Below are 12,721 nucleotides of genomic sequence, written 5' to 3'. Positions count from 1 at the left end.
AGCCCCCCTATCCGTAGCGTAGGATAAGCGAGAGACTACCCCTGAGCTGAAATGTCCGGGTGCTTTCCTTCAAGGGTACGCTCTCGCCCTCAGGGGCTACACGAGGGGCTTTCCGGTCGCCCCCCTGCTACGGCTTCGCCTTCGCCACCCCCTTCGGGTTGGCAAGCCCTACAGCTTAACTGAAACCGTCCGACTGACAGGCCGAATGGCCATACGTCGGCGCCAGCCGACACCACAACTATTCACTATTCATTCTTCACTATTCACTATTCACTGAGCGTAGCGTTACCGCCCGAATGGGCATAAGCGGCGTAAGCCGCACCTCACCTGTTACCTGTTACCTGTAACCTGTTACCTGAAAAAAGCGGCACCTCAGGTGCCGCTTTTGTGTGTTAGCCGTTTGATATTACAAAGTTTACCTCACCGAAGCTGAAAGATACGGGGATAAGGAACGCAGGGTTCTCGAAAACTATCTTGTCGTCGGTGTGTATCTCCTGCGGGTCAAGCTGGAGCTCGATGCCGTGCTCGTTTGACTCGTTGACTGTGAACAGACCGTTGTTTACGTTCATGAACTCGCCGACTGTGGCGTCTACAAAGTCATCGACCTCGGTGAATTCTTCCTTTGCGAAACGCTCTGCAAAGGCGATGTACTCGGCTGTGTCGGCAGCTACGCAGGTAATGGAGTTGTATGCGCCTGTGACAGTCTGCTTTACGATGTGCGGAGCTTCGATCTCGTGAACTATGCTCGAACCGAGCGGCGTGAAGTCGTCACCGATAAATCTGATGATGTCCTTGAAAAGCAGGGTGGTGTACTCGGTGTATATCCTCGCATTTGCGGCTGTGTCGAAGTGGTAGAAGCCCGAGATGAGCTTTGAGAGCTTGTCGGACTGGTTGCCCGAGATGTCGTCGTTCGAGAGGGAATTCTCTTCCTTGTACTCGATGATGGCCGACTCAAAGTCAGCATTCGACATAACGCCGCTGTTAACGAGCGTCTGACCTAAAAGCAGATAGTCTGTCGGCTGCTCGGAGAGGAGCCTTTCAACATCGCCGTCAGTCAGGTAGCCAAGCTCAACGCAGAGGTCACCGAAACGCTTATCAACGCTCTGCTGTGTGACATTGACGTGCTCGACCTGCTCGGAAGTCATAAGGCCTGCATTTATTGCAAGAACACCGAGACGCATTCTTGTGTTTTTCTTTTCTTCAAATGCCTGTGTAAGGTCTGCTGCTGTAACGAGCCCCTTGTGGAGCAGGAAGCTGCCAAAAAACTGTGCAAACATAAGTAAGTATCAATCCTTTCAGCGCACATAGCGCATATTACTTTAATTCCTTTGCTGTGTTCTCGAGTATCTTCTGTATCTGATCGTTCGAGATCGGCTTCTGTATAAAGTCGGTAGCGCCTGCCATTATAGCGTCACGCAGGTGGTTCTGTGTGCCGACTGACGAAGCCATGATGACCTTGGCCGCAGGGTCGAACTCAACGATCTCCTTAACAGCCTCGATACCTGTCTTTTTAGGCATAACGATATCCATGAACACAACGTTTGGCTTTGAAGCCTTGTATTTCTCTACCGCTTCCTCACCGTCTGCTGCTTCGAGCACCTCGGCAACACCAAGGCTGGATATAAAACTTATCAGCTTCTTTCTTGCAAACATAGAGTCATCGGCTATCATTACCTTTACACTCTCAAGTCCCATTTTACATTCCTCCGTATATGAAAAATTAACACGATAAACGCTCTATAGTAATTTTACCATAAATCGCACTAAAAATCAAGTAGAATTTTGAGTATTTTTTATAGTGATAATGTATAAATTTAATTGGTTAATTTGCGGCAATTTGACAATTTGCCGTTAATATTTTTGACAAATTACTTAATATATGTTGACTTGCCGTCTCAGAGGGGATATAATAATAAAGGTAGGGGCAGGCAGTGAAGCCAAAGCAGGCAGGCTCTGCGCCCGGTCTTTTAAAAAAAATGCGACAATATGAAAGGAAGTAGTTACCATGCCGACAGTTCTTGTAATGGATCATCCGCTTATAAAGCACAAGATATCCCTGCTGCGTGACGAGCACACAGGCACGAGGGATTTTCGCATACTTGTCGAGGAGATAGCCATGCTCATGGGCTACGAAGCGCTCCGTGACCTGCCCATAGAGGAGGTCGAGGTGAAAAGCCCGATAACCGCCTCAAAGCAGCCGATGCTCTCCGGCAAAAAGCTCGCTGTAGTGCCGATACTGCGTGCAGGGCTCGGAATGGTCGGCGGCATACTTGCGCTCGTGCCGTCTGCAAAGGTAGGGCACATAGGCCTTTACCGTGACGAGGAGACACACCAGCCGCACGAATACTTCTGCAAGCTGCCCGAGAACATTGACGAGCGGCTCGTTATCCTGCCTGACCCTATGCTTGCCACAGGCGGCTCGGCGATACAGGCGGTGGATTTCATAAAGGCCAAGGGCTGCAAGAGCATAAAATTCATGTGCATCATTGCCGCCCCCGAGGGTCTTGAAGCGCTGAGGGCTGCTCACCCGGACATTGACATTTATGTCGGAAGTCTTGACGATAGGCTCAACGACGATGCCTACATCGTCCCCGGCCTCGGCGACGCAGGCGACAGGATATTCGGGACGAAGTGAAATAGTGAAGAGTGAATAGTGAATAGTGAATAGTGAATAGTTGTGGTGCGCCTGACGGCGCAGATGCCCATTCGGGCGATATGTGACCGAGGAAAGGCAAGTCCGAAGGGGGTGGCGTAGGCGAAGCCGGAGCAGGGGGGCGACCGGAAAGCCCCCCTACCCGTAGCGTAGGGATAAGCCGACCGTTCCCTTGAAGCTATTCTGTGGGGGTTGCTTACCTTCAAGGCGGCAATCTCGTTCTCAGGGGGTACACCGAGGGGCTTTCCGGTCGCCCCCCTGCGTCAGCAAAGCTGCCGCACACCCCCTTCGGGTGCATATCCTACGATTTAGCTGAAATCGTCCGACAGACACGCCCGAATGGGCATACGTCGGCGTAAGCCGACACCACAACTGTTACCTGTTACCTGTTAACTGAATATCCGCCGCACCGGGGCTATTCACTATTCATTATTCACTATTAACTATTAACTAAGCCCCACAGCGAAAGCTGCGGGGCGTTTCTGGTGCCGGTGGTCGGGGTCGAACCGACACGGTATCACTACCAACGGATTTTGAGTCCGTCACGTCTGCCAATTCCATCACACCGGCGTATTTGATTTTGCGACCTATTTATTATAGCACCTAACGCTGAGTTTGTCAAGGGCAACACCGCACAAAGACCGCCTGAGAGCTTTGCGGCACATCTACTTGCAGATTTTCCGTCATATCACCTAAATTCACCTTGAAATACGTTAGTATTCCTGCGGTAAATTTGGGCAATCTGACGATAAATCTGCGTGCTTAGCAAAGCTAAGCAACCGTATACTGTACCACAATCTTTGTGCGGTGTTGCCCAAGAATTATTTGTCAAGCCGCCTTGCTATACACCATTTGGGCAAAGTGCTGTATTTCGGGTACTATATATTGTGCAACCGCCTATATTTTTTATACATATTGACTAATTTATTGACAATTCACTTTGCATTGTGCTATAATGATATCTGTGGTAATATAAATAAAAAGCCGCAGTGTAAAATTTTGTACAGGAAGATGAGCGTTTTTCATTTGACCCGAAGGCCGTCAGCTAAAAAAAAATAAAGGTGTGACAGGTCATATCAAGCATAGTAATAACCGCACTCAAACAGTGCAAATCATAATGTCTGGAGGTCAAAAATGGATAAGCTGATCGACTACGGCGGGTACGCTGCCTACCGTAAAACAGTTACTGAGCTTACCGCTAATCTTAAGACGCTTCTTGAGCTTAGCGAGGGAGTGCAGCTCCCCAATACCGCCGATTCCATCAAGGAAACGATAGAAAAGACGAGCGACGAGCATTTTGAAGTCGCAATAGTCGGCGAATTCAAACGAGGCAAGAGCACGCTGATAAACGCCCTGCTCGGGCAGGAGGTGCTTCCTGCTGACGTTCTGCCTGCCACAGCGACACTCAACCGTGTCACCTATTCGACTGACCCGTATGTGTCGGTAGAGTATAAAAACGGCACGCATGAAAGAGTCGATATCGACAAGCTCGCAGACTATGTCACAAAGCTCACCGCAGAGAGCGAGGAAAAGGCCGAGACCGTAAAGGAAGCGACCGTTTACTATGATACCGAGTTCTGCAAGAACAACGTTGATATCATAGACACCCCCGGCCTCAACGATGACGAGCAGATGACCAACGTCACACTTTCTATCCTTCCCAAGATAGATGCGGCGGTCTTTGTCATTTCTGCAAACAGCCCCTTCTCGCAGTTTGAAAAGGACTTCTTGGAGAAGAAGATGCTCACATCAGATGTCGGCAGGATAATCTTTGTTGTAAACTGCTTCGGCACATTTGCAAGAGAAGACGAGAACAAGATAGTCGAGACTGTAAGAACGAGGATCACCCGTTACGTCATGGAAAAGGCCAAGAAGGTAATGGGCGAGGATTCGAGAGAGTTCGCAGCATATAAGCGTAAGATAGGCACGCCCAGGGTAATAGGCGTGTATGCCAAGCGTGCCCTCACAGCCAAGAAGATAGAAGACCCCAACCTGCTTGAAGAAAGTAATTTCCCTGAGTTTGAAAAGGCTCTCGAGACAATGCTCACCAAGGAGAGGGGCGTTATCGCTCTCCAGATACTCGCTAATAAGATAACCAACTCGGGTACTGAGATAATGAGAAGCGTCGTCATGCAGGAAAACGCCCTCATGATGGAGAACGATGAGTTCATGAAGAAGTATTCGGCTGCTATTGATGAGATAGAGTCGATAAGAAATAAAAAGAGACAGGAGTTCGTCAAGATAACCGACGCTGCTAATAAGGTGTTCTCCGACCTGCAGCCTGTGCTTGACAGCTACTGGTCAAATATCGAGAACGCAGCTATGGAGGTAATAGATAACTTCCAGATGTCGTCTGATGACTTCAAGAAGGACAGGCTCAAGGTAGTCACCAGCAAGCTGACCGATAAGATAAAGGAAAACATCGAGACAAGGGCACAGCTCATCTGCGAGCAGATACAGAATTCTATCAACGTCGCAATAAACGTCGAGGCTGAGAGACTTCAGGACTTCGAGGACGAGTTCTTCGAGTCGGTAACTAAGATACAGCAGATGTTCGCAGTGTCTGACAGAGTGTCTAAAAACGGCGGTATCGCTGATAAGGTCACAGGTGCGGCTATCGGCTCGTTCGGTGTCGGCGGCGCATTCTTAGGCTTCCGTGAAGCAGGTGTCAAGGGTGCTCTGCTTGGCGGCGCTACGGCGTTTGCAGGCTTCTCTGCTACTTACTATGCCGCTATGATGCTCGCTTCATTCATAGGCCTTGCATCAGCTCCTGTAACTCTCTGCCTTATGGCACTTGCAGGCCTTGCAGGCACTTTCACGAGCTCCTTTGCTATAGACAAGCTGCTCGTAAACGAGAGGATAGATAAGTACAAGACAAACTTCAAGACACAGGTGAGAAAGCAGTTCCACGAGATGAAGCTCAACAACGACTTCACAGAAACTGTCAGAAAGCAGGTATTCACCGCATTTGAAGGCCTTAAGACCAAGATAGAGGACGAGACTGAGATAATACTCCGTGACACACAGGAAACTCTTGACAATCTCAACAATATGAAGGCAGAAAAGAGCCATATCTCCGAAAAGGAAATGGACAGGCTGCATGATATAGCCGAAAAGGCAAGTAAGATAGTATCTGACGCATATGCGCTCAGAAAGGCTCTTACCGAGGAGAGCGAATGATGCTCTCTTAGGGCAACACCGCACGACCACCGGCTCTGGCCTTTGTGTGCGGAGTTGCCTTAGTATCAAAACAAGTCTGTTATTTTAAAGAAGGTGATATATGATGGCTGATTCTCTCACACAGGAGAATACTGCGACGACGACAGAGGTGCAGAACCCTCTGCTTAAGATAGATACGAGCTTTCGCACTTACCTCAACGTCTATACGAGGAGCTTTGACAACCACGTTGTCGGCGGCTCGCTCGACTATGCGCTCGATTCGGATTTCGCACTGCGGCAGAAGCTCTCGGGCATAATCGGCTGGGGCAGGCTCTACAGGGCTGTCACAACAGGCGATATCTCCGCTGAGGGCAAGGACTGCTTTATGACCTGCGTGCAGGCAGGCAACCTCAAATACCCCGAGGTGTACGATATACTCAAAAAATGCACCGAAAGGCTGGAGCTAAATCCGCCTATCGTGCTTATAAAGGAAGATGATGAACCGAGGATATACTCGCTCACAAGCGACAGCTTCGAGCCCTCGATAGTTATCTCGACAGGGCTGCTTACACTTTGCAGCAGCGAGGAATTACAGTTCCTCATAGGCTGCGAGTGCGGCAGACTGCAAAACAACCACACGGCATTCAGCTTTGCATTCACATATCTTAACTACAACAAGCTCTGCTACCGCCCCAAGGAGCGCAGCTACAAGGGCACTGTGGGCAATTCGCTCGTGCATACGCTGCTCGAATGGGTCAAGTATGCAGACCTGACCACCGACAGGGCAGGCATGATATGCCTTGACGAGCCTGCGCACTACGGCAAGCTGATATGCGACCTGTTTGAAAAAGGCTTTGTTGACTTCTTCGGCAGAAAGAACGAGACTATGGGCTTTGAAAAGATACTTGATGCCTATGAGAAGATAAAGGACGAGAAGGACCCGAGAAATATAACGGTTGACAAGTCGCTCTCTTCTATCAGGAAGCGTGTCATAGCAGGCATGGATTTCCTTGACTGCGTGACGCTGTACAAGTGGCGCATGGACCTTAAGCGGCCTAACTACCAGCTCCGCTCGCAGCAGATGTGCGATATCCGCTGCAACCTCATCATGGGCTCGGATTCGGAGGTGTGAATTTGGAAGATAAGAATATTTACGCTGATTCACACGAGGATATAGAAAAGGTAAGAGCAAGGCTTAAAATGATAATCGACGACGAGATGATATCAAAGATCCTCGGCGAAGACTTCATCAAGAGCCTGGTCGAATGGGACGAGCTGATAGAAAAGCGCTCGAACGAGCCGTTCACTCTCGTTATCCTGGGCGAGTTCAAGAGGGGCAAGAGCACTATAATAAACGCTCTGCTCGGCAAGGAGCTTGCTCCCATGAACATATCGCCCGAGACATACACGATAAACGAGATAACCTACGGCCGTGTGCAGGGCGTTGAGGCTGTTTTTGACAACGGCAAGAGAATGCGCCTGACCATGCGTGACACCACCCGTGAAAGATTAGAGGCAAGGCAGAAATTCTTCCCCGGAAAGATAGATTATCTCGACATAAAGGACAACTCTCCCATACTCAAAGAGATGAGGATAGTCGATACCCCCGGTCTTTCCGACCTTGACGACCTCGACAAGCAGGTGACTGACTATCTTGTGAATGCCGATGCCGTTATGTATGCGACATCTGCGCTGCTGCCCTTCTCCGAGAGCGAGCAGGTGTTCTTAGGCTCGCATATCCAGCCGCAGAGGTTCGGTATGCTTTATATCCTTGTGAATATGATAGACGCTCTTAACACTCAGGAGGACGTTGACAAGATAATGAACCGCTTTGAGGGCATAGCGGCTGAAATAGTGCCAAATGCCTTTGTTTACGGCATAAGCGGCTTTGACGAGCTGGCAAGAAAGATGAACCAGAAGCGCCCTGCTGACAAGGGCACGAGGGAATTCTACGAGAACCAGTTTTTCCAGTTCGAGCTGTCTCTTAAGCGTGACATAATGCTCAAAAAGGACATAATACGCACAAAGCGTGTCATCTCGATGCTCAGACAAATGGTAGATGAGACGGCTGCCAAGATGAACCTTTTCTATGAAATGAGTGCGCTTGATCGGCAGAAGCTCGAAGCTGTAGCAAACGACTTTGAGACAGAGGCTCAGAAGATAGAGCAGGCCTTGGAGCAGAAAAAGCCGCTTTTACATCTTAGCATAACCGAGATGCAGCAGCAGGCAGAGCAGTGGATGTACGAATTCTTTGCAAAGCTGCGAAAGAGCATACTCGAATGTCTTGACAAGGACGAAAACGGCGAGCCTGTATACAGTGCTGAGGACATAGAGAAATTCTTCTACCCCTTCCTCATGGAAAAGGTGGGCGAGGCTTACCGTGCCTGCATAGAGATGCACCGTGAGTCGATAAGAAAGGTGATAGAGACGATATCGGCAGAGCTTGCGCAGAAGCTGGGCATAGCCGACCTCTCGGAAGTCACCCAGTCCACGAGTGTTGACAGGATAATGATGAGCATGAACAAGAACGTGACACGCTCGGTAATGGGTGTCAAGCTGTTCGGCACGAGCGAGACATTCCCGCCGGCGACCATGACATCATTCTCACAGATACTCAAAAAGAAAAAGCAGACGACCGACATCATCGACATAGCGCTTGAAAACTACGATGACATCAGGATAAACATAGTAAACGACATCAAGCTCGTTTACCAGGACCTTGAAACAAAGGCCGTCAAGCAGCTCGAATCTATATGCAAGTATCAGACCGAGATAGGCAGGGCAGCTCTTGACCACGCAAAGGAAGTATCCTCCTCCTTCAAGTACGAAGACGTGAGCGATGCCCTTGAAACTGCGATGTCCATTCTCAAAGAGCCTGCAAGGATACTCGCCAAATACGACGACTGACCCCGTCCACGACTTACCACTGAATATTATAGGGAAAGCTCTCCCTTCGCTTTATGCGGAGGGAGGGCTTTTTTTCAGGTAACAGGTTACAGGTAACAGGTAACAGGAGAAACGCTTCGCTCAGTGAATAGTGAATAGTGAAGAGTGAATAGTGAATAGCCCAGGTGCGGCAAAGCCGCTTATGCCCATTCGGGCGGTATGTGACCGAGGAAAGGCAAGTCCGAAGGGGGCTGTCTTCGTCGTTGTCTTCGTCTTCGTCTTCCTCAACTCAGTGTGTTGGGATATCCCCGAAGGGGGTGGCGGCAGCTTCGCTGACGCAGGGGGGCGACCGGAAAGCCCCCCTACCGTAGCGTAGGATAAGCGAGAGACTACCCCTTTAGCTGATTTGTCCGGAAGATTGCCTTCAAGGCTGCTCTCTCGTTCCCAAGGGGTACACCGTTTTCTTTGTCGCTTTTAGCCATATTTCCCCACCTAAATTTGTAACATCACACAAACTTTTCCCTTTTCAAAAATTTCTCTCTCACTTGTTGCATCAAACTATGCAACAAATGCCCCTTTTTGCACTATTAGTAGAAGGACTTTTTTCTTCAATACTAAAAAAGGAGCGAATCAAAATGGCAGAAAAGAGAAATGAACATAAGAGCTTTGTGATGTATAACGACTGGGGCAATAGCTTGCAGGAATTCGACGATGCTGAACTCGGCCAGCTGCTCAGAGCGATCTATGCGTTCACTACCGCAGGTGAGGAGATAGAGCTTCCCGATAGGTCGCTGAGGATCATCTTCAATATGATGAAAGAATGCTTTATCCGTGATGCGGAAAAGTGGGACGAAATAAGAGAACTCAGAAGTATATCAGGTTCTAAAGGTGGTGCGCCTAAGGGCAATAAGAATGCATCAAAAACAAACAAAACAAGCAAAACAACCAAAACAACCAATTGCTTGAATAAACAAGCAAAACAAGCTGTTAATGTAAATGATAATGTAAATGTAAATGACAATGTTAATGTTACTGTTAATGAAGATGTAAATGTCAATGAAGATGTAAATGAAAATGTCAATGAGACTGTCACTGTTAATGAAGACGTAAATGAAGAAGACAATGACAAGTCGTCTTCCCTGTCTTCGTCGTCCTTGTCGTCATATCGTGAAGATTTTTCCCGTGTCATTTTTTCTGACGAGGACAAGGAAGAACTTTTCAATATGTCCGACCGTCAGCAGATCGAACGGTACATTGACCGCATATCTGCCTGGCAGCAGGAGAACCGCCGCTTTATGAAAGACCCCTGCCGCACTATTAAGAAGTGGCTTCGTGAAGACGGCAGGAAGCCCGGTTACTATGACCGGGGGTACTCGGGCGGCTCATACGGCTACAGAAATCACTCTGAGAGTGAGAGGGAGAGGATAGACAGGGAAGCGAAAGAGCTTGCAAGGCGAGTAGCGGAGTTTGAGGCTACGCTGGATTTTGACACCTTATCCACTTGATTGCCTTCAAGGGCAGTCTCTCGCTTATCCTACGCTACGGGTAGGGGGGCTTTCCGGTCGCCCCCCTGCGTCAGCGGAGCTGCCGCCACCCCCTTCGGGTATGCCCCCACACACTGAGATGAGGAAGAAGACGAAGACTGCCCCCTTAGGGGGCAAGTCCTGCGATTTAGCTGAAATCGTCCGACCAACAGGCCGAATGGCCATCTGTCCGCCAACGGCGGACACCTCAATTATGCATTATGCATTCTTAATTATGCATTGAAAAAGCATTATGCATTGCAATAGCACCGTGCATTGAAAAAAACTTCCCAAAGCTCTTGCAACTGCCAAAAAAATGTGGTATAATGTCTATGTATGCTATAGGGCATCTCTAAAAACCCCTTTTGAGAAAAAGCAGCTATGTACGTCATATGCTGTGTCAAGCCCTCTTGTAGTGCGACAGCACGCCTGCGAGGTCTTTCCTTGCATCTGACGCACCTATCAGCTTTTTCCTTGACCAAACGGGTTTTTAGAAATGCCCTATAATCAATATAGAAGGAGCAAAGATATGAAATTAAAAAAGGAATTCATAACTCACAATACAGAAAATGAGGCTATGCTCGTATCGACCGGTAAGGCGAGCTTTTCGGGCATGGTGAAGGGCAACAAGACCACAGGGGAGATATTTGAGCTTCTCAAGGAGGATACTACCGAGGCTGAGATAGTCAGGGCTCTCAGGGCTAAGTATGAAGCACCCGACGGCGTTATCGAAAAGGACGTAAGAAAGGTGCTCATTGAACTCAAGAATATAGGCGCTTTAGAAAAATAATGGAGAACAGCGCTGTAAAATGGCTCTATAAGGCCAGCGGCAGAAAAAAGCTGTATATACTTGCACTTATCATAATACAGGCGCTAAACGGCAGCTCGGGCGTTTTGTATGCACTGTTTCTGCGCAATATCGTAGACAGTGCCACCGAGCACGATAAGGGAGCTTTCGTAACGGCTGCTCTGATGATAGTCGGGCTCGTGCTCGTGCAGATAACGCTCAAAGCGCTTATCAGGTGGCTCAATGAGCTTTCAAGGGCGGAGATAGAGAATATCTTCAAGCGGCGGCTGCTCTCGCAGATACTAAAGAAGGATTTCTCGGCGGTGAGTGCCGTTCATTCGGGTGAGTGGCTCAACCGCCTTACCAATGATACGGTGGTCATATCACAGAGCTATGTCGAGATACTCCCGGGGCTTATCGGCATGATAGTCAAGATGATAAGCGCTCTTGTTATGATAACGCTGCTTGATTACAGGTTCGCTTTCGTGTTCATTCCGGGCGGTATACTCATGATGTTCGTCACATACGGCTTTCGTAAGGTGCTCAAACGCCTGCATAAGCGTATACAGGAGGCTGACGGCAGGCTCAGGGTGTTTTTGCAGGAGAGGATAGGCTCTCTTATGATGATACGCTCCTTTGCGGCTGAGAGCAGCACAAGGCAGCAGGCTGAGGAGAAGATGACCGACCACAAGAAGATGAGGATGAGGAGAAATTACTTCTCCAACTTCTCAAACATCGGCTTTAACTTTATCATGGACGGGATGTACCTTTTCGGTGTCTGCTACTGCGGCTACGGTATACTTGTCGGCAGGGTGACATACGGCACGCTTACTGCGATAACACAGCTTATCTCGCAGATACAGGCGCCCTTTGCAAACATCACAGGCTATCTGCCGAAGTATTACGCTATGATAGCAAGTGCCGAAAGGCTTATGGAGATAGAGGATTTTGAAGACGATATCGAGCAGGAGCCGCTTGACATCGAAAAGATAAACGGCATTTACAAGGACGAGCTTGTCAGCTTCGGTCTGCGTGCTGCCGATTTTGCTTACTATGCGAGCTGTTCGAGCATAGGAGAGCTTACTAAGGAGAATATGCCGAAAGTCCTTGACAAGATATCTGTAGAGCTTAACAAGGGGCAGTTTGTCGCATTTACAGGCCACAGCGGCTGCGGCAAGAGCACTGTTTTAAAGCTGCTTATGTGCATATACAGGCTTGACGGCGGAGAGAGGTATATAAAGCTCTCAGGCGGCAGGGAAGAGCCTCTGTCGGCGCTTTACCACAGGCTCTTTGCCTACGTTCCGCAGGGAAACAGGCTCATGAGCGGCACGATAAGAGATGTTGTCTGCTTTGCGCAGCCTGAGGATAGGAATAACGACGAGCGCATAAACGAAGCGCTCAGGATAGCCTGCGCAGACGGCTTTGTAGGCGAGCTTGAAGACGGTGTGGACACACTTCTCGGCGAGCGTGGCACAGGACTCTCAGAGGGTCAGATGCAGCGCATAGCCGTGGCAAGAGCTATATATTCGGGCAGCCCGATACTGCTGCTTGACGAGGCGACGAGCGCCCTTGATGAGAACACCGAGCGCCAGATGCTTGAAAACCTGCGGCAGATGACAGACAAGACGGTGGTCATAGTCACCCACCGCCCTGCGGCGCTGAGCATATGCGACAGGGTGATAGAATTTGATGATAACGGAGTTGTGGGCTGAG

At 49.2% G+C, this 12,721-nt stretch carries 9 protein-coding genes and 1 tRNA gene; 7 read left to right on the top strand and 3 right to left on the bottom strand.

Features of this window, described 5'->3' with window-relative positions; all coding sequences use genetic code 11:
- Positions 1–392: 392 nt before the first annotated feature.
- Positions 393–1,277, bottom strand: a complete 885-nt coding sequence (locus tag CD05_RS0112595; protein ID WP_028510786.1) for a hypothetical protein — start codon at positions 1,275–1,277, stop codon at positions 393–395.
- Positions 1,278–1,314: 37 nt separating this feature from the next.
- Positions 1,315–1,695, bottom strand: a complete 381-nt coding sequence (locus CD05_RS0112590; protein WP_028510785.1) for a response regulator — start codon at positions 1,693–1,695, stop codon at positions 1,315–1,317.
- 310 nt (positions 1,696–2,005) lie between these two features.
- Here CD05_RS0112590 and upp point away from each other — a divergent pair, with 310 nt between their 5' ends.
- Positions 2,006–2,635, top strand: coding sequence for a uracil phosphoribosyltransferase (gene upp, locus CD05_RS0112585; RefSeq protein WP_028510784.1), 630 nt, complete (start codon positions 2,006–2,008; stop codon positions 2,633–2,635).
- A 501-nt stretch (positions 2,636–3,136) separates the two neighbouring features.
- Here the strand turns inward: upp and CD05_RS0112580 are convergent.
- Positions 3,137–3,223 (bottom strand) — tRNA-Leu (locus CD05_RS0112580).
- Between the two features lie 564 nt (positions 3,224–3,787).
- Between CD05_RS0112580 and CD05_RS18595 the strand changes: the two genes are divergently transcribed.
- The 6 genes from CD05_RS18595 (at position 3,788) to CD05_RS0112545 (ending at position 12,720) form a co-directional block, all read left to right on the top strand.
- Positions 3,788–5,833 (top strand): dynamin family protein, encoded by a 2,046-nt coding sequence (locus tag CD05_RS18595; RefSeq protein ID WP_051589001.1) that lies wholly within the window; start codon positions 3,788–3,790, stop codon positions 5,831–5,833.
- A gap of 100 nt (positions 5,834–5,933) precedes the next feature.
- On the top strand, positions 5,934–6,944 hold the full coding sequence (locus tag CD05_RS0112570; protein WP_156947479.1) for a M48 family metalloprotease: 1,011 nt from the start codon (positions 5,934–5,936) through the stop codon (positions 6,942–6,944).
- A 2-nt stretch (positions 6,945–6,946) separates the two neighbouring features.
- Positions 6,947–8,719: a dynamin family protein gene (locus CD05_RS0112565; protein WP_037323003.1), complete on the top strand. Its 1,773-nt coding sequence runs from the start codon at positions 6,947–6,949 to the stop codon at positions 8,717–8,719.
- Positions 8,720–9,333: 614 nt separating this feature from the next.
- A complete protein-coding gene (locus CD05_RS0112555) occupies positions 9,334–10,203 on the top strand; it encodes a DUF6291 domain-containing protein (protein WP_028510781.1) in 870 nt (289 codons plus the stop codon).
- A 547-nt stretch (positions 10,204–10,750) separates the two neighbouring features.
- The gene (locus tag CD05_RS0112550; protein ID WP_028510780.1) at positions 10,751–11,011 is read left to right on the top strand and encodes a PqqD family protein; all 261 of its coding nucleotides are present in this window, start codon (positions 10,751–10,753) and stop codon (positions 11,009–11,011) included.
- The gene (locus CD05_RS0112545) at positions 11,011–12,720 is read left to right on the top strand and encodes an ABC transporter ATP-binding protein (RefSeq protein WP_028510779.1); all 1,710 of its coding nucleotides are present in this window, start codon (positions 11,011–11,013) and stop codon (positions 12,718–12,720) included. Before CD05_RS0112550 ends, CD05_RS0112545 begins: the two co-directional genes overlap by 1 nt.
- The last annotated feature ends 1 nt before the right edge of the window (position 12,721 follow it).

The organism is Ruminococcus sp. NK3A76 (assembly GCF_000686125.1).
Taxonomy (GTDB): Bacteria; Bacillota; Clostridia; order Oscillospirales; family Ruminococcaceae; genus NK3A76.
This window is presented reverse-complemented; position numbering and strand designations above follow the sequence as displayed.

Bases quoted from the DNA above. Each gene is read 5' to 3' on its own strand.
- CD05_RS0112595 (WP_028510786.1), bottom strand. From the start codon at position 1,277: ATGTTTGCACAGTTTTTTGGCAGCTTCCTGCTCCACAAGGGGCTCGTT.
- CD05_RS0112590 (WP_028510785.1), bottom strand. From the start codon at position 1,695: ATGGGACTTGAGAGTGTAAAGGTAATGATAGCCGATGACTCTATGTTT.
- upp (WP_028510784.1), top strand. From the start codon at position 2,006: ATGCCGACAGTTCTTGTAATGGATCATCCGCTTATAAAGCACAAGATA.
- CD05_RS18595 (WP_051589001.1), top strand. From the start codon at position 3,788: ATGGATAAGCTGATCGACTACGGCGGGTACGCTGCCTACCGTAAAACA.
- CD05_RS0112570 (WP_156947479.1), top strand. From the start codon at position 5,934: ATGATGGCTGATTCTCTCACACAGGAGAATACTGCGACGACGACAGAG.
- CD05_RS0112555 (WP_028510781.1), top strand. From the start codon at position 9,334: ATGGCAGAAAAGAGAAATGAACATAAGAGCTTTGTGATGTATAACGAC.
- CD05_RS0112550 (WP_028510780.1), top strand. From the start codon at position 10,751: ATGAAATTAAAAAAGGAATTCATAACTCACAATACAGAAAATGAGGCT.
- CD05_RS0112545 (WP_028510779.1), top strand. From the start codon at position 11,011: ATGGAGAACAGCGCTGTAAAATGGCTCTATAAGGCCAGCGGCAGAAAA.